24 protein-coding genes and 1 pseudogene are annotated in these 25,211 nt (G+C 63.8%); 13 read left to right on the forward strand and 12 right to left on the reverse strand.

What is annotated here, in order from left to right:
* Positions 1 to 28: 28 nt before the first annotated feature.
* The 4 genes from dnaE to QU44_RS12175 form a co-directional block, all read right to left on the reverse strand.
* Positions 29 to 3,598, reverse strand: a complete 3,570-nt coding sequence (gene dnaE, locus QU44_RS12160) for a DNA polymerase III subunit alpha (RefSeq protein WP_033922525.1) — start codon at positions 3,596 to 3,598, stop codon at positions 29 to 31.
* A 192-nt stretch (positions 3,599 to 3,790) separates the two neighbouring features.
* A complete protein-coding gene (locus QU44_RS12165) occupies positions 3,791 to 4,270 on the reverse strand; it encodes a glutathione peroxidase (protein ID WP_033922527.1) in 480 nt (159 codons plus the stop codon).
* Positions 4,267 to 4,941, reverse strand: coding sequence for an ABC transporter ATP-binding protein (locus tag QU44_RS12170; protein ID WP_033922528.1), 675 nt, complete (start codon positions 4,939 to 4,941; stop codon positions 4,267 to 4,269). Before QU44_RS12170 ends, QU44_RS12165 begins: the two co-directional genes overlap by 4 nt.
* Positions 4,934 to 6,184, reverse strand: coding sequence for a lipoprotein-releasing ABC transporter permease subunit (locus QU44_RS12175; protein WP_033922529.1), 1,251 nt, complete (start codon positions 6,182 to 6,184; stop codon positions 4,934 to 4,936). The genes QU44_RS12170 and QU44_RS12175 overlap by 8 nt, the downstream gene beginning before the upstream one ends.
* Positions 6,185 to 6,787: 603 nt before the next feature.
* Between QU44_RS12175 and QU44_RS12180 the strand changes: the two genes are divergently transcribed.
* Positions 6,788 to 7,264, forward strand: a complete 477-nt coding sequence (locus tag QU44_RS12180) for an Hsp20 family protein (RefSeq protein WP_033922530.1) — start codon at positions 6,788 to 6,790, stop codon at positions 7,262 to 7,264.
* Between the two features lie 104 nt (positions 7,265 to 7,368).
* On the opposite strand, the gene QU44_RS12185 is transcribed toward QU44_RS12180, so the two are convergent.
* Together QU44_RS12185 and secG are read right to left on the reverse strand one after the other, a co-directional pair.
* Complete coding sequence (locus tag QU44_RS12185) at positions 7,369 to 9,003, reverse strand: CTP synthase (RefSeq protein ID WP_033922531.1); 1,635 nt, start codon at positions 9,001 to 9,003, stop codon at positions 7,369 to 7,371.
* Positions 9,004 to 9,110: 107 nt separating this feature from the next.
* Positions 9,111 to 9,491: a preprotein translocase subunit SecG gene (gene secG / locus QU44_RS12190; RefSeq protein ID WP_033922558.1), complete on the reverse strand. Its 381-nt coding sequence runs from the start codon at positions 9,489 to 9,491 to the stop codon at positions 9,111 to 9,113.
* Between the two features lie 231 nt (positions 9,492 to 9,722).
* Here secG and QU44_RS12195 point away from each other — a divergent pair, with 231 nt between their 5' ends.
* The 8 genes from QU44_RS12195 to eda all read left to right on the forward strand — a co-directional run bounded on the left by QU44_RS12195 (position 9,723) and on the right by eda (position 17,837).
* Complete coding sequence (locus QU44_RS12195; protein ID WP_197054308.1) at positions 9,723 to 10,076, forward strand: MarR family transcriptional regulator; 354 nt, start codon at positions 9,723 to 9,725, stop codon at positions 10,074 to 10,076.
* On the forward strand, positions 10,006 to 10,914 hold the full coding sequence (locus QU44_RS12200) for a C40 family peptidase (RefSeq protein WP_156141142.1): 909 nt from the start codon (positions 10,006 to 10,008) through the stop codon (positions 10,912 to 10,914). The genes QU44_RS12195 and QU44_RS12200 overlap by 71 nt, the downstream gene beginning before the upstream one ends.
* Positions 10,911 to 11,843, forward strand: a complete 933-nt coding sequence (gene argC, locus QU44_RS12205) for an N-acetyl-gamma-glutamyl-phosphate reductase (protein ID WP_033922532.1) — start codon at positions 10,911 to 10,913, stop codon at positions 11,841 to 11,843. Before QU44_RS12200 ends, argC begins: the two co-directional genes overlap by 4 nt.
* Positions 11,844 to 11,978: 135 nt before the next feature.
* Positions 11,979 to 13,436 (forward strand): glucose-6-phosphate dehydrogenase, encoded by a 1,458-nt coding sequence (gene zwf, locus QU44_RS12210; RefSeq protein WP_033922533.1) that lies wholly within the window; start codon positions 11,979 to 11,981, stop codon positions 13,434 to 13,436.
* A 169-nt stretch (positions 13,437 to 13,605) separates the two neighbouring features.
* On the forward strand, positions 13,606 to 14,310 hold the full coding sequence (gene pgl / locus QU44_RS12215) for a 6-phosphogluconolactonase (RefSeq protein WP_033922534.1): 705 nt from the start codon (positions 13,606 to 13,608) through the stop codon (positions 14,308 to 14,310).
* Entirely contained in the window at positions 14,310 to 16,142 is a 1,833-nt protein-coding gene (gene edd / locus QU44_RS12220) for a phosphogluconate dehydratase (RefSeq protein WP_033922535.1), read from the forward strand. Before pgl ends, edd begins: the two co-directional genes overlap by 1 nt.
* Positions 16,143 to 16,257: 115 nt before the next feature.
* On the forward strand, positions 16,258 to 17,226 hold the full coding sequence (gene glk / locus QU44_RS12225; protein ID WP_033922536.1) for a glucokinase: 969 nt from the start codon (positions 16,258 to 16,260) through the stop codon (positions 17,224 to 17,226).
* Positions 17,223 to 17,837 carry a bifunctional 4-hydroxy-2-oxoglutarate aldolase/2-dehydro-3-deoxy-phosphogluconate aldolase gene (gene eda, locus QU44_RS12230; RefSeq protein ID WP_033922537.1) on the forward strand — a complete coding sequence of 205 codons (615 nt, stop codon included), beginning with the start codon at positions 17,223 to 17,225 and terminating at the stop codon, positions 17,835 to 17,837. Before glk ends, eda begins: the two co-directional genes overlap by 4 nt.
* A gap of 37 nt (positions 17,838 to 17,874) precedes the next feature.
* On the opposite strand, the gene mltG is transcribed toward eda, so the two are convergent.
* The 6 genes from mltG to fabD form a co-directional block, all read right to left on the reverse strand.
* Positions 17,875 to 18,843, reverse strand: coding sequence for an endolytic transglycosylase MltG (gene mltG, locus QU44_RS12235; RefSeq protein ID WP_033922538.1), 969 nt, complete (start codon positions 18,841 to 18,843; stop codon positions 17,875 to 17,877).
* 116 nt (positions 18,844 to 18,959) lie between these two features.
* On the reverse strand, positions 18,960 to 20,222 hold the full coding sequence (gene fabF, locus QU44_RS12240; RefSeq protein ID WP_033922540.1) for a beta-ketoacyl-ACP synthase II: 1,263 nt from the start codon (positions 20,220 to 20,222) through the stop codon (positions 18,960 to 18,962).
* 121 nt (positions 20,223 to 20,343) lie between these two features.
* Positions 20,344 to 20,580, reverse strand: a complete 237-nt coding sequence (locus QU44_RS12245) for an acyl carrier protein (RefSeq protein WP_033922541.1) — start codon at positions 20,578 to 20,580, stop codon at positions 20,344 to 20,346.
* A gap of 87 nt (positions 20,581 to 20,667) precedes the next feature.
* Complete coding sequence (gene fabG / locus QU44_RS12250; RefSeq protein ID WP_033922543.1) at positions 20,668 to 21,408, reverse strand: 3-oxoacyl-[acyl-carrier-protein] reductase; 741 nt, start codon at positions 21,406 to 21,408, stop codon at positions 20,668 to 20,670.
* Positions 21,409 to 21,416: 8 nt separating this feature from the next.
* Positions 21,417 to 21,836 (reverse strand): GxxExxY protein, encoded by a 420-nt coding sequence (locus QU44_RS12255; RefSeq protein WP_033922544.1) that lies wholly within the window; start codon positions 21,834 to 21,836, stop codon positions 21,417 to 21,419.
* A 49-nt stretch (positions 21,837 to 21,885) separates the two neighbouring features.
* Entirely contained in the window at positions 21,886 to 22,821 is a 936-nt protein-coding gene (fabD, locus tag QU44_RS12260; protein WP_033922546.1) for an ACP S-malonyltransferase, read from the reverse strand.
* Between the two features lie 296 nt (positions 22,822 to 23,117).
* On the opposite strand from fabD, the gene rpsF reads away from it, so the two are divergent.
* The 4 genes and pseudogenes from rpsF to QU44_RS18280 all read left to right on the forward strand — a co-directional run.
* The gene (gene rpsF / locus QU44_RS12265) at positions 23,118 to 23,531 is read left to right on the forward strand and encodes a 30S ribosomal protein S6 (RefSeq protein ID WP_033922548.1); all 414 of its coding nucleotides are present in this window, start codon (positions 23,118 to 23,120) and stop codon (positions 23,529 to 23,531) included.
* Positions 23,531 to 23,755, forward strand: a complete 225-nt coding sequence (gene rpsR / locus QU44_RS12270) for a 30S ribosomal protein S18 (RefSeq protein WP_010543816.1) — start codon at positions 23,531 to 23,533, stop codon at positions 23,753 to 23,755. Before rpsF ends, rpsR begins: the two co-directional genes overlap by 1 nt.
* A gap of 14 nt (positions 23,756 to 23,769) precedes the next feature.
* Positions 23,770 to 24,390, forward strand: coding sequence for a 50S ribosomal protein L9 (rplI, locus tag QU44_RS12275; RefSeq protein ID WP_033922551.1), 621 nt, complete (start codon positions 23,770 to 23,772; stop codon positions 24,388 to 24,390).
* Between the two features lie 393 nt (positions 24,391 to 24,783).
* Positions 24,784 to 25,211 (forward strand): annotated as a pseudogene (locus QU44_RS18280) (hypothetical protein); the annotation flags it as partial.

The raw sequence follows: 25,211 nt of genomic DNA on the forward strand, positions 1-25,211 counted from the left end.
CGGCGAACCGGGGCTTGCGGGCGACGCTTCAGCCCGCCAAGGCCAGTTTCGGACTCATCAGATCGACCGCGCTGATGCCGGGTATCGCCTCCAAGCCCGCGACCAACTCACCGTCGAGCAGGAAATCCTCGCCCAGCAGCACTTCGGCCTCGCCGCCACCGGCCAGCGCCGCCATCACCCGCACCCGGCCGCGCCCGCCGCGCTGATCGCGCAATGCCGCCGCCAGCGACGCAACCGCCGCCGCTGACTCCAGCCACAAGGTCAGCACCAGCTTGGCATTGTTCGACAGCGTCTCGAACCCCTGCACCGTCTTCACGGTCACGCGCGCGGCATCCTCACCCGGACGGCGATCAAGCTCGACCTGCAACAACCCGCAGCCACCCGCCTTTGCCGCTTCCTCCAGCGCGTTGGCGGTCGATTCTTCGAAACAAGTGGCGGTGATCGTCGCCGATGCGTCCGACAGCGTGACCATCATATAGCGTTTGCCGCGCGCCGAAGTCCGCCAGCGCGCATCCTCGATCAGCGCCGAGATCGTCGCCCCTGCCCGCGCGCCATCGGGCACATGGACATCCCCCAGCGCCGCGATCGGCCGGGCGGCGTGTACCTTGGCGAGATGCGCGTAGCGATCGAGGGGATGCGCCGAGAAGAAGAAACCGAAGGCGTCCTTCTCCGCCCCGATCCGTTCGGCCAGCGTCCAGCTCGCCTTGGCTGGCAGGCGGATCGGCGGCTCGCTTGCCTCCCCCTCACCGAACAAGCCGCCCTGCCCGCTGGTCTTGCCGGCATGAATCCGCTGCGCGGTCGCCAGTACCGTTTCGGCGGCGGCATGGACGCCCGGACGGTTGGGTTCGAGCGAATCAAATGCCCCGGCGGCGGCCAGCGTTTCGATCTGGCGCTTATTCAGCATCCGGGGATCGACCCGGCGCGCCAGATCGTCGAGCGAGGCAAAGCCGGCGCTGCGGCGCTCTTCGGCGATCTGCTCCATCGCGCGCTCGCCAACGCCTTTCAGCGCACCCAGGGCATAGCGCACCGCCAGCCCGTCGCCATACGCCTGCACGTCGAACTCGGCTTCGCTCGCATTCACATCGGGGCCAAGGCAGGTCACCCCCAGCCGCTTCATATCGTCGACGAAGATCGCCAATTTGTCGGTCTGCCCCATGTCGAAGCACATCGACGCGGCATAGAATTCATGCGGATAATGCGCCTTCATCCACGCGGTCTGATAGGCGAGCAGCGCATAGGCGGCGGCGTGCGACTTGTTGAAGCCATAGCCCGCGAACTTGTCGATCAAGTCGAACAGCGCATTCGCCTCTGCCGCCTTGATGCCGTTGACGCTCAGGCAGCCATCGACGAATCCCGCGCGCTGCGCGTCCATCTCGGCCTTGATCTTCTTGCCCATCGCGCGCCGCAGCATGTCTGCGCCGCCAAGGCTGTAGCCAGCCAGCACCTGCGCCGCCTGCATCACCTGTTCCTGATAGACGAAAATCCCATAGGTTTCGTTCAGGATCGGCTCGAGCAGCGGGTGCGGATAGGTGACCGGCTCCCGCCCGTTCTTGCGCGCGCCGAACATCGGGATGTTGTCCATCGGGCCTGGCCGATAGAGCGAGACCAGCGCGATGATGTCGCCGAAGTTCGACGGGCGCACCGCCGACAGCGTCCGCCGCATTCCTTCGGATTCGAGCTGGAACACGCCGACGGTGTCGCCGCGCTGGAGCAATTCATAGACCCCGGCATCATCCCATTCGAGCGTGTCGAGATCGACGCTGATCCCGCGCTTGGCGAGCAGGTCGGTGCCCTTGCGCAGCACCGACAGCGTCTTGAGGCCCAGAAAGTCGAACTTCACCAGCCCGGCACCCTCGACATATTTCATGTCGAACTGGGTCACCGGCATGTCCGATCGCGGATCGCGATAGAGCGGCACCAGTTGCGCCAGCGGCCGGTCGCCGATCACGACGCCCGCGGCATGGGTCGATGAATGGCGCGGCAGGCCTTCTAGCTGCTTGGCCAGGTCGAGCAGCCGGCGAACATCGTCCTCGCGCTCATAGGCATGCGCCATTTCGGACACGCCGTTGATCGCGCGTTCGAGCGTCCAGGGATCGGTCGGGTGGTTGGGCACCAGCTTGGCTAGGCGATCGACCTGGCCATAGCTCATCTGGAGCACGCGCCCGGTATCCTTGAGCACCGCGCGTGCCTTCAGCTTACCGAAGGTGATGATCTGCGCGACATGGTCGCTGCCATATTTCTGCTGGACGTAGCGGATCACCTCGCCGCGGCGGGTTTCGCAGAAATCGATGTCGAAGTCGGGCATCGACACGCGCTCGGGATTGAGGAATCGCTCGAACAGCAGCCCCAGCTTCATCGGGTCGAGATCGGTGATCGTCAGCGCCCAGGCGACGACCGAGCCCGCACCCGAACCACGCCCCGGACCGACCGGGATGCCATTATCCTTGGCCCATTTGATGAAATCGGCGACGATCAGGAAATAGCCGGGGAAGCCCATGCCGACGATGACGTCGAGCTCGAATTCCAGCCGGTCGCGATAGGGCTGGGTCCAGTCAGCTTCTTCTTCCCCCCTCCCGCTTTCTGGAGGGCCTGTAAGCTCATGTGCCGCATTCGCCGACACGCCCTCCCCTAGCCCCTCCCGCGAGCGGGAGGGGAATTTGAGCGACGCGATTTTCGCCAACCGCGCTTTGAGCCCAGCGCGCGCATCCTCGCGCAGCTTCGTCGCCTCGCCCTCGCGGTCGCCGGCAAGGCTGGGCAGGATCGGCTTGCGATAGGGTGCCGCCACCGCGCATCGCTGTGCCACCACCAGCGTGTTCGCCAGCGCCTCGGGCAGGTCGGCGAATTGCCGCTCCATCTCCTGCGCGGGCTTCATCCACGCCTCGGGCGAGCTTCGCGTCCGGTCTTCGGACATCACATAGGACGAGCTGGCGATGCACAGCATCGCGTCGTGCGCGGCGTGGAAATCAGCCTCGGCAAAGCACGAAGGGTTGGTGGCGACCAGCGGCAGATAGCGGTCATAGGCGAAGTCGATCAGGCCGGCCTCGGCGCGCATCTCGATCGGATCGCCGCGCCGTGTCAGCTCGATATAGAGCCGGTCGGGGAAGAGCTGTTCGAGCGCGGCGAGATAGGCAACCGCTTCACTGTCCTGCCCCTCGGCAAGCAGCCGCGCGAGCGCACCCTCGCCGCCAGCGGTCAGCGCGATCAGCCCGTCGGTGCGGCTTTCGAGCGCCGATAGCTGAACATGCGGCTCCCATTCGACCGGGCGGCCCAGATGCGCTTCGGAAACCAGCGCGCATAAGTTATTATATCCGGCCTCGTCCTGCGCATACAGCGCCAACCAATCGACAATCGGCGCGCGCCCCTCGGGGCTGCCGGGTCGCGCGATCGACAGCATCGTGCCGACGATCGGCTGGACGCCCTCGCTCTTGCATGCATCGCCGAACGCCATCGCCGCATACAGCCCGTTGCGATCGGTAAGCGCGACCGCGGGGAAGTTCAGCCGGCGCGCATGCTTGGCAATCGCCTTTGGCTCGATCGCGCCGTCGAGCATGGTGTAACAGGAAAAGACGCGGAGGGGCACGAAGCCTGAATGAGACATAGCTTCAGGGTAGGTCGTGCGGCGGAGCGTGGAAAGGGCGGGGGCAAATTATCCACAACCTTCTTTCCCCATTTCCGGCGTCCTTCTTCCCCCCTCCCGCTTGCGGGAGGGGTCGGGGGAGGGCCTGTCAAATACGGCCAGTTCTTGGAAGACACACCCTCCCCTAACCCCTCCCGCAAGCGGGAGGGGGATTTACAGTAGTGCTTCAACATCCTTGGCAATCGCTTCAGGCGTGGTCTGCGGGGCGTAGCGTTCGACCACGTGACCGTCGCGATCAACCAGAAACTTGGTGAAATTCCACTTCACCGCCTTGCTGCCGAGCAACCCCGGGGCCTGTTCCTTCAAATAGCGGTATAGCGGCGCTGCCTTGTCGCCATTGACGTCGAGCTTGGCATAGACCGGGAAGGTCACGTCATAGGTCAGCGAACAAAATTTCGCGATTTCGGCGGCGTCGCCCGGTTCCTGCGCGCCGAACTGGTTGCAGGGAAATCCCAGCACTTCGAACCCGCGATCGGCAAAGCGGCGGTGCAGCGCTTCGAGCCCGGTATATTGCGGGGTAAAGCCGCATTTCGATGCGACGTTGACGATCAGCAGCACCTTGCCGGCATGATCCGAAAGATCGGTGGTCTTGCCATCGGCGGCGGTGACGGGAATGGCGGTCAGCTTGGTCATTGCAATCTCCCTTCGTGCAGGCGTACCACCCGATCCATTCGCAGCGCGAGCCGTTCATTATGCGTCGCCACCAGCGCCGACGATCCCTCGCCGCGCACCAGCCGCAGAAATTCGGCAAAAACCACATCGGCGGTTGCTTCGTCGAGATTTCCGGTCGGCTCGTCGGCCAGCACCAAAGCCGGCCGATTGGCGAGCGCGCGGGCTACCGCGACCCGCTGTTGCTCGCCCCCCGACAATTGGCTGGGCCGGTGCGTCAGCCGCTGTGCCAGGCCAAGCGCCGACAGCAATTCTTCGGCCCGCGCTTCGGCCTCGGCCTGGGTCGCGCCGTGGATCAGCAGCGGCAGGATGACGTTTTCGGCAGCGGTGAAGTCGGGCAGCAAATGGTGGAACTGATAGATGAACCCCATCTGGTCGCGCCTTGTGACGGTGCGGCCATTGCTGTCGAGCTTGGCAACTTCGGTGCCAGCGATGCGGATCGACCCCTCGAACCCGCCTTCGAGCAGGCCCACCGCTTGCAGCAGCGTAGACTTGCCCGATCCCGAAGGCCCCAGCAGCGCGACGATTTCGCCGGGTGCCACGGCCAGGTCGACGCCGCGCAACACCTCGATCTTATGCCCGCCCTGGTGAAAGGAGCGCTTCAGCCCGCTGGTCTGGAGGACGGGTTCATTCATAGCGAAGCACCTGAACCGGATCGGTACTCGCCGCCTTGAACGCGGGGTACAAGGTGGCGAGGAAGGAAAAGACGAACGCCATCAGCACGATGCCTGCAACCTCCCAGGGGTCGGTCTTGGCGGGCAATTCGGTGAGGTAGCGCATCGAGGGGTCCCAGATCTGCTGCCCGGTCACCGCGCCCATGAAGCTCAGCACCTGCTGGCGGAAGAACAGAAAGATGAAGCCCAGGATTAGCCCGGCGAGTATGCCAAGTGAGCCGATCGTCGTGCCCACCGTCACGAAAATGCGGATCAGGCCATAGCGCGTTGCCCCCATCGTCCGCAGGATCGCGATGTCTCGCGTCTTGGCACGCACCAGCATGATCAGCGACGACAGAATGTTGAACACCGCCACCAGGATCAGGATCGACAGCACGGTGAAGGTGACCAGCCGGTCGACCGCCAGCGCCTCGAATATCTCGGAGTTCAATCGTCGCCAGTCGTTGAGCACGCCGCGCGCGCCGATCTTTACCGCCAGCGGCTGAAGTATCTCGCCCACCTTGTCAGGATCGACGGTATCGATTTCGACCATCCCGACCGAATCGCCCATCAGCAGCAAGGTCTGTGCATCCTCCATCGGCAAGATGACGAACGCCTTGTCATAGTCGAACACCCCAACCTCGAAGATCGCACCGATCCGATAGGATACGATGCGCGGCACCGTGCCCATCGGCGTTGCCACCCCCTGAAAGCTGATCAGCGAAATATCGGTGCCCACGGTCGCCCCCAGCGCCTCGGCCAATCGGGACCCGACCGCGACGGTATTTGACCCGTTGGTCAGCCGCGACAGGTCGCCCAGCACGACATTGTCGCTGATCGTCGGGTTGCCACGAATGTCCTCGACCCGCATGCCGCGCAGCAACACCGCCTGGGTGCGCCCGTTGAAATCGGCCATCAGCGGCTGCTCGATCAGCGGCGTCGCGCTGGTGACTCCGGGCGTCGCGCGCGCTTCGCGGACAATGTCGCGCCAGTCGCGCAACTGGCCGCCATAGCCCTGCACCACGGCATGGCCGTTCAGCCCGACGATCTTGTCGAACAACTCTGCGCGAAAGCCATTCATCACGCTCATGACGATGACCAATGCCGCGACACCCAGCATCACCGCGAACAGGCTGATACCCGCGACCAGGAAGATGAACGCCTCGCCCCTGCCCGGCAGCAAATAGCGCCGGGCGATCATGCGTTCGTAGCGCGACAGGATCATGGGAAGCCTTGGGTTACGGGGTATGAATTCATGCTGCTATGGGTGCCTTAAGGGCCTGTCACACGCCGCGCAATCAATGCTGTTGCCAAATGAACACATGGTGAAGCGATTCGGATTCACCTTGGTGCATTTCCGATGACATCGACCGACGACCCGCCTAGTCAAAAGACGTCGAGACGCAGGCAATGGCCGCGGTTCGGGGAGGCTTCAGGCCCCGCTGATCGAAAGATCGGCGCGCTGGCGGAAGCGAAAAAATGGGGGCTGACGAGCGATCGTCACGCAGGCGCCCGGATCGGCAACGATCCGGGCGTTTGTGTGTCTGATGATGTTCTTTTGTTCGTGGTGAGCAGTCCTGGGGATGTCTTGCCGCCACTGCCACATCCATTTGTCAGACCTTGCTGAAATCGGATCGGCCCATCTTGCCGGGGCAGGCGCCGTCGAGCCACCGGCCATCCCGTCCAAAAACCCGTGTTGCGATACTTGAAGTCTGAGCGGGCAAAACCAAATTAATGGCAGGGCGGTGCCAGATGGGCCGCCCTTTAGCCGCGCCGCACAATGGTGGGCGCATCCACATCGTCACGTTGCTCACATGGAGGATTTGACATGAGCCGTTTTGATTTCACCCCCTATCGCCGCTCGACGATCGGCTTTGATCGCTTGTTCGACCTGCTCGAAGCAAGCTCGCGCCAGGCATCGGGCGACAATTACCCGCCCTTTAATCTGGAGCGGACCGCCGAAGACCAATATCGGATCACGCTTGCGGTCGCCGGGTTCAAGAGCGACGAAATCGACATCGTGGCACAACAGAATTTGCTGCAAGTGTCGGGCAAGAAGGCCGAAGAGAGCGACGAGCAGCGCGGCGCGTTCCTGCATTTGGGGATCGCCAACCGCAGCTTCGAGCGACGCTTCGAATTGGCCGATTTCGTCCGGGTCGAAAACGCTGCGTTGGCCGATGGCTTGCTGACGATCGACCTGATCCGCGAAGTACCCGAAGCAATGAAGCCACGCAGGATCGCGATTGCCGGCAGCCAGCCGCGCGACACCACGATCCTGACGCACCCTACGGCCGAAGCCGCATAAGGGTGTCGACCAGCTAGCAGGCACCTTGCTCCCTTGGGTGCCGCAGCGAAGGGCACTCGGATCATCGGTCCGGGTGCCTTTTGCGTTATCGCATCAGCGATCGATCAGACGAGCCGGCTCTGGCGCACCGCCGCGGCGATGAAGCTTGCGAACAGCGGATGCGGTTCGAATGGCCGCGACTTCAATTCAGGGTGGAATTGAACGCCGACGAACCACGGATGATCGGGCCGCTCGACGATTTCCGGCAGAGTCCCGTCGGGTGACATGCCCGAAAATACCAGCCCCGACTTCTCCAGCGCCTCGCGATAATGGGTGTTCACCTCATAGCGATGGCGATGACGCTCCGAAATCGTGTCGCTGCCATAGATCGAGGCGACCACACTGTTCCCGGCCAGTCGCGCTTCATAGGCACCAAGCCGCATCGTGCCGCCCAGGTCCCCATTGGCCTCGCGTTTCTCCAGGCCCTTCTCGCTCATCCATTCGGTGATCAGGCCGACGATCGGCTCGTTGGTCGCGCCGAACTCGGTCGAGGATGCGCCGGCAATGTCGGCCAAGTCGCGCGCGGTTTCGACGCACGCCATCTGCATGCCGAAGCAAATGCCGAAATAGGGAATCTCGCGCTCACGCGCAAAGCGGACGCTGGCGATCTTGCCCTCGGCCCCGCGCTCGCCGAACGCGCCAGGCACCAGGATCGCGTCGCAAGGCTCCAGCGCCGCCGCGACCTCGTCATCATTGCCCTCGAACAGCTCGGCGTCGATCCAGCGGATGTTAACCCGAACCCGGTTGGCGATACCGCCGTGAATCAGCGCTTCGTTGAGCGACTTATAGGCGTCTTGCAGCCCGACATATTTGCCGACCACGCCGACGGTCACTTCGCCCTCGGGGTTGGTCAGGCGATCGACGATTTCGGTCCAGCGATCGAGGTTGGGCGCTTCACCCGGCTCGATGCCGAACGCGCGCAACACTTCGTTGTCCAGCCCTTCGGCATGATATTGCAGCGGTACGGCATAGATGCTCTTGGCGTCGAGCGCCGGGATCACTGCTTCGGTCGGCACGTTGCAGAACAGCGCGATCTTGTGGCGATCGCTCATCGGCAAGGGGTGCTCGCATCGGCAGACCAGCACATCGGGCTGCACCCCGAGTGCCGCCAGTTCGCGCACCGAATGCTGGGTCGGCTTGGTCTTCAGCTCGCCGGCTGCGGCGATATAGGGCACCAGCGTCACATGGATGCTGATCGAATTGCCGCGCCCCAGATCGTTGCGGAGCTGGCGGATCGCCTCGATGAACGGCAGCGATTCGATGTCGCCCACGGTGCCGCCAATCTCGCACAGCACGAAATCCAGGTCTTCGGTCTCGGCCTGCGCGAACGCCTTGATCGCGTCGGTGACGTGCGGGATCACCTGCACCGTCGCCCCCAGATAATCGCCGCGCCGCTCGCGCGCGATGATCGTCTGATAGATGCGGCCTGAAGTGACGTTGTCGGATTGGCGTGCCGAAACCCCGGTGAATCGCTCATAATGGCCAAGGTCGAGATCGGTCTCGGCCCCGTCGTCGGTGACGTACACCTCGCCATGTTGATACGGGCTCATCGTGCCCGGATCGACATTGAGATAAGGATCGAATTTGCGGATTCGCACCCGATAACCGCGTGCCTGTAACAGCGCCGCGAGACTGGCCGCCATGAGGCCCTTGCCGAGCGACGAAACCACGCCCCCGGTGATGAAAATATACCGTGCCATGGGAGAAAGGGCCTACCGCCGAAACGCGCTGAACAACAAGCGCACGAATCCGGCGCCGATGGAATAAAGATATTGGCGGACTGGTCCGCCGCAGCCTGGTTGGCGCGTTATTGCGCCAATGGCACCGCGCCATTGTCGACCGGCGCGGCCTGGTTGGTCACGACTTCGCCGGCTGCCGCACCCAGCGGATCGGCCGCAGGCAAGCTTCCCGATGCCGGCGCAGCAGTGGCCGGCCGCGCCAGCGTGGTGTCGATCGCATCCGATCCGCGATTGGCCGCGATCACCGCCAGCACGATACTCATCGTGATGAACGCGCCTGCCAGCACCGAGGTCGATCGCGTCAGGAAATCCGCTGCGCCGCGCGCCGACATCAGGCCGTTCGAGCTACCGCCCGACGTCAGGCCACCGCCCTCCGAACGCTGCATCAGGATGACCGTGACCAGCAGCGCCGCGATGATGGCATGAACGATGAGCAGAAACGTGAACAGCATGGTGTGATTTTTTCAACCTCAGGAAAGCGCGGCACATAGGCGGGTGCGAGCGTGTGATCAACACCCTGCACGACAGGATGCCTAAACCCACACGCTCCCGCGCTACTTACCGCCTGTGTAACATTTCATTCACCCTGCGCGAAACCACAGCGGCTGATGGGCGTTAAACGTGCAGAGAGTCCCGATCCTTGCGCGACTGTAACCATATGAGTTTGTCCTGTGAATGCCATTAGCGAAGCCTCGCTCTCTTCCTGGAAGCAGACCCTGGTCGACTATGTTCGCTCGGGCGAGCCCGATCTCACCAACCGGCAGATGGCATTGCTGCTGCTGGTGTACCTCGAACGCGGGCCGCATACCGTGCGCGGATTGGCGCGTGCGTTGAACGTCTCCAAGCCAGTAGTCACGCGCGCCTTGAACAGGTTGGGTGCGCTCGGCTATCTGCGCCGCCAACGCGACGACAGCGACAAGCGCAATATCTTCGTCACGCAGACACCGGAAGGGACGGAGTTTCTTGCAGAGTTCGGGCATTTCCTCGCTGGCGACAGCAGCAACGGATCAACCGATCGGCGCGCAGCCGCGTAGCCGCCATGCGCTTATCGGCCGATCGACCGCGATCGATCGGCGTATCAGTGCCGTCCGCGCCGACTTGACCGACGTTCGGCTGGCAGCATCGGTATTCGCGCCGCATTATGCTGCGGCGATGCGGCAGACGGCTGCGTCGATCCTGCCGATCCGCCAATTGCCCGATCGCAATTCGCTGGTGCTGTCGGAATTGCTGCCCGGCGAAACATTTGAAACGCTCGAACTATCCGAAGGCGTCGCCTGGGGAATCGGCACCACCGACAGCGTGGTCGGCTATGTCGATGCCCATGGCCTGATGGAGTTCGCTGCGCCAACGCATCGCGTGCTGTCGGTCGCCGCGCGGTTGCACGAGGCACCCAATATCAATGCCGCGATATTGGCGACGCTCCCGGCTGGCGCGCGGATCGCCGCGCTGGGCGAGCGTGACCGGTTTTTGCTGACCGACTATGGCTATATCGCAGCAACCGATCTGGCGGCGATCGATCATGGGTCGAGCGACATCGTCGCGGCGGCAGCGGGGCTGAAGGGGGTGCCGGCGCGTGCCGGTGGCCGTTCGGGCGCAGGTGTCGATCCGCACGGGCTGGTGTTCCTGGCCTATGATTTGTGCGGGCAGGCAGCGCCGCGCTTTGGCGATCTGCAGGCCGCCGATCTGGGCGATGCCGTGGCGCAAGATGCCACCTCAAGCGCTGGCGAAATCTGGTTCTTTACCGATCATGTTGCCATGCTTGTTTCGCCCGACAAGGCGCTGCATGTCGTCGATCGCGTGTGTGAAATATCGTCCTCAGCCTTGCTGGCGGGCGACTATGGGCCGATCCTGGCCCGGCGGAGGATCGCATGAGCCATTCGGTATTTATCGACGGTGCGGTGGGCACGACCGGTCTGGAGATTCGCGAGCGGCTGAGCGGTCGGCCTGAGTTCAACGTCGTCACGCTCGATGGTGATGCGCGGAAAGATACCGCCGCGCGCGCCGACGCGCTCAACGAAGCCGATTTCGTCATTCTGTGCCTGCCCGACGATGCCGCGCGCGAAGCGGTGGCGATGATCGTCAACGATCGCACCCGCGTGATCGATGCGTCGAGCGCCCATCGCGTTGCCGATGGCTGGACCTATGGCTTTGCCGAGCTTGAGCCGGCACAGGGGGTTGCGATCGCCGAAGGGGCTCGGGTCAGCAATCCGGGCTGTTACCCCACCGGCTTTCTGGCGCTGGTTCGCCCGCTGGTCCGCACCGGGCTGATCCCGCATGATTGGCCGCTCAGCGTCAATGCCGTGTCGGGCTATTCTGGTGGCGGCAAGGCGATGATCGCCGATTTCGAAAGCGGTGCCGAAACCACCGCGCATCGTGCCTATGGCCTCGATCTGTCGCACAAGCATCTGGGCGAGATGCAGCGCCATGCCCGCATGGCCCATGCCCCGATCTTTCAGCCCGCCGTCGCCAAGACGCATCGCGGGATGCTGGTCGAGGTGCCGTTGCCGCTGCACGCCCTGCCCCGCAAGCCATCGCTGGCGGCGATCGAAACCGCGTTGCGGGATGCGTATCGCGACTCACCCGTGGTGCGCGTTGCCGCAACCGGCGAGACCAAATTGGTGCGGATCGAAGAGGATGCCGGCACCGATCGCATGACGCTGCGCGTGTTCGGCAATGCCGAGCTTGGGCAAGCGCGGCTGATCGCGACGCTGGACAATCTGGGCAAAGGTGCGGCGGGTGCTGCGGTCCAGAATCTGAACATCATGGCAGGCATCGATCCGACCGCCGGGTTGCGGCTGTAAGGACAATGGCGACGACTCCGGGCAAGCGTATCGCTATATCGCCCCGGAAATATCGCGCCGCCCGCCCCTCGATGGGTTGCGCGCCTCGCCTCAGCCGCTAGTCCGGCGGCTGACAACCCAAGGAGACGTTACGGTATGCGCGAACCGGTCGGCAAATTGCTATTATTCGGGGCCACCGGCGATCTGTCGCAGCGCATGCTGATCCCGTCGCTCTATGGCCTGCATGCCGATGGGCTGTTGCCCGATGGCCTGACGATCACCGGCACCGCGCGCTCGGATCAGGACGATGACTGGTTTCGCGGGTTCGCGCGCAAATCGCTCGACGCGCATCTGGCGGAGGATCGCAAGGACGCGCAGACGATCGACCGCTTTATCCAGCGATTGCACTATCAGCCGCTCGACGCCTCGACGATCGAGGGATTTGACGAACTGGCAAAAAAACTGGGCGACATTTCGGGCGGCCTGGCGATCTTCCTATCGACCGCGCCGTGGCTGTTCGGCCCGACGATCAAGGGGCTGGAGTCGGCAGGTCTTGCCGGCGACAATGTCCGCATCGGCCTGGAAAAGCCGCTCGGCAACGATTTGGCGTCGAGCCGCGAGATCAATGACATCGTCGCCGCCGGCTTCCCCGAAGAGCGGACCTTCCGCATCGACCATTATCTGGGCAAGGAAACCGTCCAGAACATCCTGGCGCTGCGCTTTGGCAATTCGCTGTTCGAGCCGGTCTGGAATGCGCGCGGCATCGATCATGTCCAGATCACCATCTCCGAAACCGTCGGGCTGGAGGGGCGCGCCGGCTATTATGACGAAGTCGGCGCGCTGCGTGACATGGTGCAGAACCATATGCTCCAGCTATTGGCGCTGGTGGCGATGGAGCCGCCCGCGCGGGTCGATGGCACCGCGGTTCGCGATGAAAAGGTGAAGGTGCTGCGCTCGCTGCGTCCGATCACCGGGGCCGATGTCAACCAGCTCACCGTCACCGGCCAATATGGCGGCGGCGCGGTGAAGGGCGAAATCGTGCGCGGCTATGACGAGGAGTTGGACAAGAAGTCGAACACCGAAACCTTTGTCGCGATCAAGGCGCATGTCGATAACTGGCGCTGGCAGGGGGTTCCCTTTTACCTCCGTACCGGCAAGCGCATGCCCGAGCGGCGAAGCGAAATCAGCATCCAGTTCAAGCCGGTGCCGCATTCGATCTTCGCCGAGCGCGGCGGCGATCTGCAGCCCAACACGCTGGTGATCCGCCTTCAGCCAGAGGAATATGTCCGGCTGCTGGTGATGGCCAAGCAGCCGGGCCTCGATCGCGAAGGCGTGCGGCTGCGCGAAGTGCCGCTGAACCTCAGCCTCGACACCGAATTTGCCGGCACCCGTCGCCGAATCGCCTATGAACGGCTGCTGCTCGACCTGATCGAGGGCGACCCTACCTTGTTCGTGCGGCGCGACGAGGTAGAGGCGCAGTGGCAGTGGATCGACGGCATCCGCGAAGGCTGGGCGTCGAGCGACGTGAAGCCGAAAAGCTATGCCTCGGGAAGCTGGGGTCCATCGGCCAGCGTCGCGCTGACCGAACGCGACGGCGTGACCTGGAACGAGTAGGTTTTGCACCCTCTTCCGCGCGCGGAAGAGGCAACGAAGACTTGGTCGCGCCCTTGCGCGGCCTAGTCGTAGTCGGTGAGGGCCTTCTTTTGCTGAAGAACGCGAAGAAGAAGACCCTCACCCAGCCTCTCCCGCACGCGGGAGAGGGGAAGAAGATAAAGGAACAAGCATGACCGAGATCGAATGGTGGGAATATGACGACGCCGCCGAAATGGCCGAAGCGGTCGCTGGCGACGTGCAGTTCATCATCGAAAGCGCACTCGATGCACGCGGCGGCGCGGTAATCGCGCTACCCGGCGGCAAGACCCCGCTGCCGATCTATGAGAAGCTCAGCCAGGCCAAGCTCGATTGGAAGAAGGTGATGATCGTCCCCACCGACGACCGGCTGGTGCCGATGGGCGATCCGCTGAGCAACATCACCGCGATCGGCAAGGTATTCGTGCCCAAGGGCGCGCGCGTGTTCCCGATCACCAGCGAAGCCGCGACCGACTATCGCGCCGCCGGACGCGCCGCCGATGCGCGGTTGCAGGACGTGCATTGGCCGCTCGATTTGTGCCTGCTCGGCGTGGGCGGCGACGGCCATACCGCGTCGATCTTCCCCGGCCCCGATCTTGACGAGGCATTGTCCGGTCCCAAGGAGCGCCGCGCGCTTGGCGTGATGCCCGATCCGCTTCCCCCCGAAGCGCCGGTGGCGCGGGTCACGCTGTCGCGATCGGCCATCGTCACCGCGCGCGCGCTGCTGATCGCGATCACCGGCCAGGCCAAGCGCGGCGTGCTCGAAGCCGCAATCGCCGAGGGCGCCGGCTCGCCCTACCCCATCGGCCGCGTGCTGGCCGATACCGAGCTTCCCGTCGACATTCACTGGAGCGCCTGATGTCCGCAAACCCTGCTCTGGCCCCTGCCCTGGCCGCCGTCACCGACCGGATCATCGAGCGATCGAAGCCCGGTCGCTCCGCCTATCTCGCACTGATGCAGCGCGAGCGCGATTCGGGCTTCGACCGGCCCAAGCTTGGCTGCGCCAATCTGGCGCACGCCTATGCCGGCACCGACGAGCAGCGCGACCGGATGCGCGACGGCAAGGCGATGAACATAGGCATCGTCACCGCGTACAACGACATGCTGTCGGCGCACGCGACCTATTATCGCTATCCAGAACAAATGAAGATTTGGGCGATCGCGGCCGGGGCGACCGCGCAGGTCGCGGGCGGCGTGCCGGCGATGTGCGACGGGGTGACGCAGGGCTATCAGGGCATGGAATTGTCGCTGTTCAGCCGCGACGCGATCGCTATGGCGACGGCGGTCGCATTGTCGCACCGCACCTTCGAGGGCGCGGCGCTGCTTGGTATTTGCGACAAGATCGTCCCTGGTCTGTTGATCGGCGCGCTTCGATTCGGCCATCTCCCGATGGTGATGATCCCCGGCGGCCCGATGCGATCGGGCATGGCGAACAAGGACAAGGCGGCGGTGCGCGAGGCCTACGCCGAAGGCAAGGTCGATCGCGAGGCGCTGCTCGACGCTGAAATCTCGGCCTATCACGGCAAGGGCACCTGCACCTTTTACGGCACCGCCAATTCGAATCAGATGATGATGGAGGCGATGGGGCTGCACGTTCCCGGTGCCGCCTTCGCCAATCCACAGACCAAATTGCGCCAGGAACTGACGCGCGCCGCCGTCCAGCGCCTGCCGCAGATCGGCTGGAACGGCGCTGACTACCGCCCGCTCGGCGAATGCGTCGATGAACGCGCGATCGTCAATGCGGCGGTCGTGCTGCTCGCCACAGGCGGATCGACCAACCATCTGATCCACCTGCCCGCCATCGCCCGCGCGGCAGGCATCATCATCGACTGGGAGGATTTCGACCGGCTGAGCAAGGCGGTGCCGCTGCTGACCCATGTCTATCCCAACGGGTCGGCCGATGTGAACGGCTTCGAGGATGCCGGCGGCCCGCCCTTCGTCATCCGCGAATTGCTGCGCGGTGGGTTGTTGCATGGCGACATCCTGACGATCGCCGATGGCGGCTTCACCGAATATGGCCGCAAGCCGGTGATCGAGGATGAAAAGCTGGTGTGGCAGGATCTGCCCGCCACCAGCGGCGACGACACCATCGTCCGCACCATCGACGCGCCCTTCTCGGTCGAAGGCGGCTTCCGCATCCTGCAGGGCAATCTGGGGCGTGCGTGCATCAAGGTTTCGGCGGTCGATCCCGATCGCTGGATCATCGAGGCGCCGGCGCGCGTGTTTGCCACCCAGGCCGATGTGCAGGCGGCGTTCCAGGCGGGCGAACTCGATCGCGACGTTGTCGTGGTCGTGCGCTTCCAGGGGCCGCGCGCCAACGGCATGCCCGAACTGCACAAACTCACCCCGCCGCTCGGCGTCCTTCAGAACCGCGGCTTCCGCGTGGCGTTGGTCACCGATGGGCGGATGTCGGGGGCGTCGGGCAAGGTGCCCGCAGCGATCCATCTCTCGCCCGAAGCGCTGGGTGGCGGGCCGCTGGGCAAGGTGCGCGACGGCGACATCATCCGCCTCGATGCCGAAGCCGGCACGCTCGCCGCGCTGGTCGACGCCGCCGAATGGGAAGCGCGCGAGCTGGTCGAGGCACCACCACGCGCCGACGGCACCGGGCGTGAGCTGTTCAACATGATGAACTTCGGTGCTGACGAAGCCGAAAAGGGCGCGTCGGCGATGCTGGCGGCGGCGGGGCTGTAACCAAGCCTCCCTCTCCCCTCTGGGGAGAGGGTCGGGGAGAGGGGCAGTGCGAGACGGCGGCGATCCTGCCCCTCTCCCCTGCCCTCTCCCCGGAGGGGAGAGGGAGTAAGACGATATGGAAATCATCGCGGTAGACATTGGCGGCACGCATGCGCGCTTCGCCATCGCCGAGGTCGAAAATGGCCGCGTCGTGTCGATGAGCGACCCGATCACGCAAAAGACCAAGGATCATTCGAGCCTGCAGCTCGCCTGGCAGGCCTTTGGCGAAGCACTGGGCCGACCGCTGCCGCGCGCCGCCGGCATCGCGATCGCGTCGCCGATCAATGACGAGATGATCCGGATGACCAACAACCCCTGGATCATCCGCCCGCCGCTGATCCAGGAGCGGCTCGGGGTAGATACCTACACGCTCATCAATGATTTCGGCGCGGTGGGCCATGCCGTCGCGCAGATGCACGATGACGCTTTTGTCCATCTGTGCGGGCCCGACGCGCCGCTGCCGGCCAAGGGTTCGATCACCATATGTGGTCCGGGCACCGGTCTTGGCGTCGCGCAAGTGTTTCGCGCTGCCGATCGCTATCACGTGATCGAAACCGAAGGCGGCCATATGGATTTCAGCCCGCTCGACGGGATCGAGGATGCGATCCTCAAGCGCCTGCGCCGCACCTTCACCCGCGTCTCGGCCGAGCGGATCGTCGCCGGGCCAGGCATCGTCGCGATCTATGAAACGCTTGCCGGGATCGAGGGGCGTCCGGTCCACCAGCTCGACGATCGCGCGATCTGGGATCTGGCGTTCAGCGGCACCGACAGCCTGGCCAGCGCCGCGCTCGACCGCTTCTGCCTCAGCCTCGGCGCGGTCGCAGGCGACCTGGCGCTGGCGCACGGCCCCAAGGGCGTCGTGATCGCAGGCGGTCTCGGGCTGCGGCTGAAGGACCGACTGATTTCATCGGGCTTTGGCCAGCGCTTCGTTGCCAAGGGGCGGTTCCAATCGCTGATGGCGTCGATCCCGGTCAAACTCATCACCCATCCGCAGCCCGGCCTGTATGGCGCGGCTGCCGCCTTCGCCCAGGAGCACACCCAATGAACGACGTCACGATCGAAACCATCATGCGTACCAGCCCGGTCATCCCGGTGCTGGTGATCGAGGATGCCGCAACCGCGCGTCCATTGGCGCAGGCGCTGGTGGCGGGCGGCCTTCGTGTCCTCGAAGTGACGCTGCGCACCGCCGCCGCGCTCGACGCGATCCGCGAGATGAAGCAGGTGCCGGGCGCAATCGTTGGCGCGGGGACCGTGGTATCGACCGGCCAGTTCGACGAAGTGATGGATGCCGGTGCCGAGTTCATCGTGTCGCCGGGCCTCACCGAGACACTTGGGCGCGTGATCGTCGACAGCCGCGTGCCCTTCCTTCCCGGAATCGCCACCGCGGGCGACATCATGCGTGGCTATGACCTGGGCCTTCGCCATTTCAAATTCTTCCCCGCCGAAACCTCGGGCGGATTGAAGGCGCTCAAGGCGCTGGCGGCACCGTTTCACGAAGCGTTGTTCTGCCCCACCGGCGGCATCACCGAAACGTCGGCGCGCGACTGGCTGGCGTTCGAGAAGGTGCTGTGCGTCGGCGGTAGCTGGGTAACGCCAGCAGGTGCGGCGATGGCCGATGTCGAGGCAAAGGCAAAGGCGGCGGCCAACCTCCGCTAATGCTCGCTTCCCCCTCCCGCATGGGAGGGGGGATCGCCTACATCTCGCCGCGCGCGCGGCGCAGCGCATACCATTTCGCGACATTGGCGTTGTGCTGCTCCAGCGTGTCGGCAAAGACATGGCCGCCGGTGCCGTCGGCGACGAAATACAACGCGCTGGTTTCGGCAGGATCGAGCACCGCGTCGATGCTGGCGCGCCCCGGATTGGCGATCGGCCCCTTGGGCAGCCCCGCCATCGCATAGGTGTTGTAGTCATTCACCGCCCGAACTTCGGACCGCAGGATCCGCCGGCCAAGCGGCCTGCCCTTGGTCAGCGGATAGATGATCGTCGGATCGGCCTGTAGCCGCATCCCGATCCGCAGCCGGTTGGAATAGACCGCCGCAACCGTCCGACGTTCCTCCTCCTTGCCGGTTTCCTTTTCGACGATCGAGGCGAGGATCAGCGCTTCTTCGGGCGTCGATACCGCAATGTCGGCTTTGCGCTTTGCCCAGGCGGCAGCGAGATAGTCGGCCATCGCGGTCTGCATCCGCGCCAGCACCGCCTCGCGCGTTTCGCCGCGCTGGTAGCTATAGCTGTCGGGCAACACCGATCCTTCGGCGGGCATTTCGACATCGCCGTCGAGCTGAGGCGCTTTCATCAGCGCGTCATGCACCAGCACCGACGGCCAGCCTTCAGGCACCGCCACGAACCGCTGCACGGTGCGCCCGCCCTGCATCAGCTTGAGCACGTCCGACTGGCTGATACCCGCCGGCACCGGATATTCACCCGCACGGATCGGATCGCTCGACCCCAGGAACCGCGCATACAGGGTGAACCGGCGGGCTGACGGGATCACCCCGGCCTGCTCCATTGCCTCAGCGGCGCGGGTCAAGGTCGCGCCTTCGGGCACTACGACGTTGACGTTCCGCTCGAGCGAACCCGCCCCGCCCCAGCTCTGCATCACGAAAAACAATGCCGCGATGAGCGCGAGGCCCGTAAACAGGCCGAAGCAGCCGAGGCGTTTCATGTGCGGGTACCTCCCCTCAACCGTTCGTGCTGCGCTTGTCGAAGCACTGTTCTTCTTTTCGACGCTGATAGGAAGGACGGCATTTTTACAAGCTCAGTGCGAACGGCGGGAATCGGTCAAGCCACCGGCACCATCACCAGGCTGGCATTGGTCCCGCCAAAGCCGAACGAATTGTTCAGCACTGCCTTTACCCGGCGCTCCTTGGCGACATGCGGCACCAGATCGACGCCGCGGCATGCTTCGCTTGGGTTATCCAGGTTCAGCGTCGGCGGCACGATCTGATCACGCATCGCCAGGATGCAGAAGATCGATTCGACCGCGCCCGCGCCGCCCAGCAAATGGCCGATCGCCGATTTGGTCGAGCTCATCGACATCGTGTCGATCGACGACCCGAACAGCCGCCGCACCGCGCCAAGCTCAAGCTCGTCCCCAAGCGGGGTCGAAGTGCCATGCGCGTTGACATAATCAATGTCGCTCAGGCTCAGCCCCGACTTCCGCATCGCCATTTCCATCGACCGGAACGCCCCCGAACCTTCGGGATGCGGCGCGGTTACGTGATAGGCATCGCCCGACAGACCATAGCCGATCACTTCGGCATACATTTTGGCACCGCGTGCCTTTGCGCGCTCATATTCCTCGAGCACGAGAACGCCAGCGCCCTCGCCCATCACGAAACCGTCGCGATCGACGTCATAAGGGCGGCTCGCCCGCTCGGGCGTGTCATTGAAATTGGTCGACAGCGCCCGCGCCTGGGCAAAGCCTGCGATCCCCAACGGGCAAATGGCCCCTTCGGCGCCGCCCGCCAGCATCACATCGGCATCGTCCATCGCGATCATCCGCGCGGCGTCGCCGATCGAATGTGCGCCGGTCGAGCACGCGGTGACGACCGCGTGGTTCGGCCCCATCAAGCCGTATTTGATGCTGACCTGGCCCGAAATCAGGTTGATCAGCCGCCCATGCACGAAATGGGGGCTGACGCGGCGCGGCCCCTTGGCGGCGAGCACCAGCGATTCGCTCTCGATACCCGGCAGGCCGCCGATACCGGCACCGATCGAGCAACCCGCGCGATACCGCTCGGCCTCGGTCATGTCGGTAAGGCCGGCGTCCTCGATCGCCTGACCCGCGGCGTCGATGCCGAAGATGATGAAGGGATCGACCTGGCGCTGCACCTTGTGATCGACCCGCTTGCCCGGATCAAAGCCATAGGCATGATCGGCTGGCTTTACCTCGCAAGCGATCCGGCACTGATATTCGCTGGCGTCGAAGCGCGTGATCGTCGCAGCACCCGACTTGCCCGCGAGCAGGTTTTTCCAGACGGTTTCCACCTCGGCCCCCAGCGGGGTGACCAGCCCCAGGCCAGTTACGACTACGCGACGCATCGCATCTCTCCGTTCAGTTCATCAAAGCAAAACGGCTCTCCACCCGGGATACTAGCCCGTTGGCGGAGAGCCGTTGCAATTCATCGACCCCGCAGGCGGAGCCGGTCGACATCAGCTGCGATCAGCCCTTGTGCTCATCGATATAGGTGATCGCATCGCGCACGGTGGTGATCTTTTCGGCGGCATCGTCAGGGATCTCGACGCCGAATTCTTCTTCAAACGCCATCACCAGCTCGACGATGTCGAGGCTGTCTGCGCCCAGGTCGTCGATGAAGCTGGATTCCTCGGTGACCTTCTCGGCCTCGACGCCCAGGTTTTCGACGACAATCTTCTTCACGCGATCGGCGGTGTCGCTCATGGTAGTGTGATCCCTCAGTTGCGGATATTCATGATTCCTGAACGCACCTAGAACGCGGTGCGAGGGCTGGCAAGCCTCGGCCAGCGCTTACACCATCGCCATGCCGCCATTGACGTGCAGCGTCTGCCCGGTGACATAGCCCGCCTCGCGGCTGGCAAGATAGACTACCGCCGCTGCGACATCGCCGCCATTGCCCAGGTCGCCGGCTGGAATCCGGCCCAGCAGCGCGGTTTTCTGCGCCTCGGGCAATGCGTCGGTCATTGCCGAGCGGATGAAGCCGGGCGCGACGCAATTGACGGTGATGTTGCGGCTGGCCAGCTCCTGCGCCAGCGCCTTCGACATGCCGACAAGGCCGGCTTTCGATGCGGCATAATTGGCCTGGCCCGGATTACCCGTCGTACCGACCACCGACGTGATCGACACGATCCGCCCGAACCGCGCCTTCATCATCGGCCTAGCCGCTGCCCGGCAGAGGCGAAATGCCGCCTCCAGATTGACGCGGATGACGTCACTCCATTCGTCATCCTTCATCCGCATCGCCAGATTGTCGCGGGTAACCCCGGCATTGTTGACCAGAATATCCAGCCGCCCACCCAGCGCTTCGACGGCTTGCGGCACCAGAGCATCGACCGCAGCCCCGTCGGACAAGTTGCACGGCACCGCGACATGTTCGCCGCCAAGCTGCGCGCGAAATGCTTCGAGCTTTTCGGCATTCGATCCCGAAACCGCCAGCCGCGCGCCCTGCGCCGCAAGCGCCTGCGCGATCGCCGAACCGATCCCCCCCGATGCGCCGGTCACCAGCGCGGTCATACCTGTCAAATCGAACATTTCAGTTCCTATTGTTTTTCGCGCAGAGGCGCAGAGGACGCAGAGGGGGTGTAGTTATTGACTAGTCGGCGAACCCCCTGCTTCAACGTTTCGCCACCAAAATTTATCAGCAGCCCGACGGGCTGCTTGGTCAGCCTCAAATAGGTAAGCACCTGCTTTGCATGTACCTTTGCAAACTGTTCGACCGACTTGATTTCAACGATCAGCGTGTTTTCGACCAGGATGTCGATCCGAAACGCGGCGGCAAAGCAAAACCCTTCAAATTCGATGTCGATCGGATGTTGGCGGACGACCTGGTAACCAATCACCGACAATTTTGCTGCCAATACCGTTTCGTAGACGCTTTCGAGCAATCCTGGCCCCAGGTCGCGATGGATGCGGATCGATAGATCAATGACGTCGCCGGTAATCGTATCAACATCGCGCATCCAACCCTCCGCGTCCTCCGCGCCTCTGCGCGAACCGTCACCTTCTAAATTACAGCGCTTTCGCCAGCGCCTCGATGTCATCCATCGTAATCACGCTAGCGGTCGTAGCGTCAGACGCGGTGCGCTTCACCATCGGGCCGAGCACCTTGCCGCCGAGTTCGACATAGTCGGTCACCCCCGCATCCCACATCGCCAGCACCGATTCGCGCCACCGCACCATGCCTGTGACCTGCTCGACCAGCAGCGCCCGGATCACCTGCGGGTCGGCGACCGGCGCTGCGGTGACGTTGGCGAACACCGGCACCAGCGGTGCCTGCAGCGCGACGTCGGCGAGCGCGGCTTCCATCGCCTCGGCAGCGGGCTGCATCAACGGGCAGTGAAACGGCGCCGAGACCGGCAACAGCACCGCGCGCTTGGCCCCCATTTCCTTGGCCAGCGCCACGGCACGCTCGATCGCGGCGCGCGCGCCCGAAATCACCACCTGCCCCGGATCATTGTCGTTGGCGACGGTGCAGACCTCGCCTTGTGCGGCGGCATCGGCAATCGCCTGCGCCTTATCACGATCGGCCCCCAGCAGCGCCGCCATCGCCCCCTCACCCACCGGCACCGCCGCCTGCATCGCCTGCCCGCGAAGCTTCAACAGCCGGGCCGTGGTCGCGACATCAATCGCGCCCGCCGCGCACAAAGCGGTATATTCGCCAAGGCTGTGTCCCGCGACATACCCCGCCTTGTCCGCCAACCGCACGCCGCATTCGCGCTCGAGCACGCGAAGCACCGCCATGGCATTCGCCATGATCGCAGGCTGTGCGTTCTCGGTCAGCAGCAGGTCTCCCTCAGGCCCTTGCGTCATCAGCCGGTACAGATGCTGCCCCAGCGCATCGTCGACCTCTTGGAACAGCTCGCGCGCCGCACTGCTCGCCTGTGACAATGCCAGCCCCATGCCGACTGCCTGGCTGCCCTGCCCCGGAAAAATGAACGCGCGCATCGTAATCTCCTGCTTTCAGGACCGGCGGGGTACGCCCGAACACCGAAAGCTTTCAAGTCCCCGCCGACTTGCGACATTCTGTGACGCTTTTGGGCTCCGTCCGGCACATCCCGGCGACAGGCAGGGGTTTCCTCCTTGCCTTTCGGCCACAAATTGATATGGCACTGGCATCCGGGGTGGAAGGCATCGTCCTTTCCGCCCCGCTTCGCATTTGCATGCGATAGTTGTGAGACGACAGCCGGAGGGGCCGCGCGATTGGCGCTCGGTCAGCGATCGGCCAAGATGAAGGACAAGGCATGGCTCTGTATGAGCATGTGTTCCTTGCGCGCCAGGATCTGGCACAAGCGCAGGTGGATGCACTGGCGGAAAACGCCACCAAGATTATCACCGACAATGACGGCACCGTGGTGAAGACCGAAACGTGGGGCCTGCGCGGCCTGGCGTACCGCATCGCCAAGAACCGCAAGGCACATTATGTGCTGCTCGAAATCGACGCACCCGCAGGCGTCGTCGCCGAACTCGAGCGCCAGACCGCGATCAACGAAGACGTGATCCGCTACATGACCGTCCGCGTCGACGAGCATGAAGCCGGCCCGACCGTGATGATGCGCAAGGGCGAGCGCGACCGCGAGCGTCGTCGTGACCGCGACGGTGGTGACCGTCCCGACCGTGGCCCGCGCCGCGACCGTGAAGAAGGGGAGAACAACTAATGGCCCGCCCGTTTTTCCGCCGCCGCAAGAGCTGCCCCTTCAGCGCGAAGGACGCGCCGCGGATCGACTATAAGGACGTCCGGCTGCTTCAGGGTTTCGTTTCGGAGCGTGGCAAGATCGTGCCGTCGCGCATCACTTCGGTGAGCGCCAAGAAGCAGCGCGAACTGGCCCAGGCCATCAAGCGCGCCCGTCATCTGGGCCTGCTGCCCTACATCGTTAAGTAAGGAGGGCCGGTCCCATGCAAATCATCCTGCTCGAGCGCGTCGAAAAGCTCGGCGCCATCGGCGATGTCGTCACCGTGAAGGACGGGTTCGCCCGCAACTTCCTGCTGCCGAACAAGAAGGCGCTGCGCGCCAACGCCGCCAACCGCAAGGTCTTCGAGGCCAATCGCGAGCGCATCGAAGCCGAAAACGCTTCGCGCCGCGAGGAAGCGACTGCCGAATCGAAGTCGCTCGAGGGCGCTTCGGTGACGCTGATCCGTCAGGCATCGAATGCCGGCGCGCTCTATGGCTCGGTCGCGGTTCGCGATCTGGTCGAGGCGCTGGTCGCCGACGGCCACAAGGTCCACAAGGGCCAGGTGGTGCTCGGCAAGCCGATCAAGACGCTTGGCATGCACGAAGTGAAGGTTGCGCTGCACCCTGAAGTTTCGGTCAATGTGAAGGTGAACGTTGCCCGTTCGCCTGAGGAAGCTGAAATGCAGGCCAAGGGCGTCGACGTGATGGCGGCGATGTTCGAAACCGACACCGCCGGCTTCACCGAGGATTACGACGCCAACGCAGAGCCAGGCGAAATCGCGCGCAGCGACGACGCGGCACCTGCCGAAGCACCTGCGACCGGGGACGAAGCCGAACCGGCCTAAGCCTCGCGACGTGCGGATATGAAAAAGGGCCGTCCGGTTATGCCGGGCGGCCCTTTTTTTATATCAAATTCGGTGCAGAAACTTACGGCACCGCGACACAGGCACCCACGACCGCGAACAGCGGGATGAGCGCCAAAATTACAGGTACGGCCTTACGCATGGAATCGCCTGACGGTTTAATTGTCGAAAGGCGAAAATGGATGAAGATGCCAAAGGTTGCGATACGCTGAACGAATGTTCAGTCATATGCTCTTTCCGGTAGCCTGTATGCGCGCAACCGGGCTCAGTCAGATAGTCTGCAGCCTTGACGGTCGCCATGCCCGCAACATAGCCTTAGTACCCAGCGCGTCTCGCTCCTTATAGACCGTCCCGGGAGCCGACAGGAGATTTGGCATGTCGATTATTGCCTCGTTGCTTCTCACATCTTGGAGCGCCGGGGTGGTCGATGCCCCGATCGTCAATCGGGTTCAGGTACAGGGTGTTGATGATACGATTTTAGTGACCGCGCCTCGCATCCGGGCGACACGCGAAGCGCTGGAAAATTGCATTGCGGACAATTGCCCGCCAGAGGAGGACATCGCAGCGACGATGACCCACGCTGAAAATCTGGTAATTGCCGGAGAATTGAAAGAAGCGCGGAATGTACTACGCACATCTCGTGAACGAAATAAACGATACGCCAGAATGCTGCCTATACCCGTAGCCGGATTGCTATATTTCGATGCAGATGTCGCGTCGTTGCTCGGCCAGGCTAACTATGGACGGATTGGAACGATCGACTCCTTGTCCGCACTTAGCAGGCTGCTGAAAAAGGGCTTGGC

The organism is Sphingomonas sp. 37zxx (assembly GCF_000786205.1).
Lineage (GTDB): Bacteria > Pseudomonadota > Alphaproteobacteria > Sphingomonadales > Sphingomonadaceae > Sphingomonas.

Coding starts and splice junctions, on each gene's coding strand:
- dnaE (WP_033922525.1), bottom strand. CDS start 3,598: ATGTCTCATTCAGGCTTCGTGCCCCTCCGCGTCTTTTCCTGTTACACC.
- QU44_RS12165 (WP_033922527.1), bottom strand. CDS start 4,270: ATGACCAAGCTGACCGCCATTCCCGTCACCGCCGCCGATGGCAAGACC.
- QU44_RS12170 (WP_033922528.1), bottom strand. CDS start 4,941: ATGAATGAACCCGTCCTCCAGACCAGCGGGCTGAAGCGCTCCTTTCAC.
- QU44_RS12175 (WP_033922529.1), bottom strand. CDS start 6,184: ATGATCCTGTCGCGCTACGAACGCATGATCGCCCGGCGCTATTTGCTG.
- QU44_RS12180 (WP_033922530.1), top strand. CDS start 6,788: ATGAGCCGTTTTGATTTCACCCCCTATCGCCGCTCGACGATCGGCTTT.
- QU44_RS12185 (WP_033922531.1), bottom strand. CDS start 9,003: ATGGCACGGTATATTTTCATCACCGGGGGCGTGGTTTCGTCGCTCGGC.
- argC (WP_033922532.1), top strand. CDS start 10,911: ATGAGCCATTCGGTATTTATCGACGGTGCGGTGGGCACGACCGGTCTG.
- zwf (WP_033922533.1), top strand. CDS start 11,979: ATGCGCGAACCGGTCGGCAAATTGCTATTATTCGGGGCCACCGGCGAT.
- pgl (WP_033922534.1), top strand. CDS start 13,606: ATGACCGAGATCGAATGGTGGGAATATGACGACGCCGCCGAAATGGCC.
- edd (WP_033922535.1), top strand. CDS start 14,310: ATGTCCGCAAACCCTGCTCTGGCCCCTGCCCTGGCCGCCGTCACCGAC.
- glk (WP_033922536.1), top strand. CDS start 16,258: ATGGAAATCATCGCGGTAGACATTGGCGGCACGCATGCGCGCTTCGCC.
- eda (WP_033922537.1), top strand. CDS start 17,223: ATGAACGACGTCACGATCGAAACCATCATGCGTACCAGCCCGGTCATC.
- mltG (WP_033922538.1), bottom strand. CDS start 18,843: ATGAAACGCCTCGGCTGCTTCGGCCTGTTTACGGGCCTCGCGCTCATC.
- fabF (WP_033922540.1), bottom strand. CDS start 20,222: ATGCGTCGCGTAGTCGTAACTGGCCTGGGGCTGGTCACCCCGCTGGGG.
- QU44_RS12245 (WP_033922541.1), bottom strand. CDS start 20,580: ATGAGCGACACCGCCGATCGCGTGAAGAAGATTGTCGTCGAAAACCTG.
- fabG (WP_033922543.1), bottom strand. CDS start 21,408: ATGTTCGATTTGACAGGTATGACCGCGCTGGTGACCGGCGCATCGGGG.
- QU44_RS12255 (WP_033922544.1), bottom strand. CDS start 21,836: ATGCGCGATGTTGATACGATTACCGGCGACGTCATTGATCTATCGATC.
- fabD (WP_033922546.1), bottom strand. CDS start 22,821: ATGCGCGCGTTCATTTTTCCGGGGCAGGGCAGCCAGGCAGTCGGCATG.
- rpsF (WP_033922548.1), top strand. CDS start 23,118: ATGGCTCTGTATGAGCATGTGTTCCTTGCGCGCCAGGATCTGGCACAA.
- rpsR (WP_010543816.1), top strand. CDS start 23,531: ATGGCCCGCCCGTTTTTCCGCCGCCGCAAGAGCTGCCCCTTCAGCGCG.
- rplI (WP_033922551.1), top strand. CDS start 23,770: ATGCAAATCATCCTGCTCGAGCGCGTCGAAAAGCTCGGCGCCATCGGC.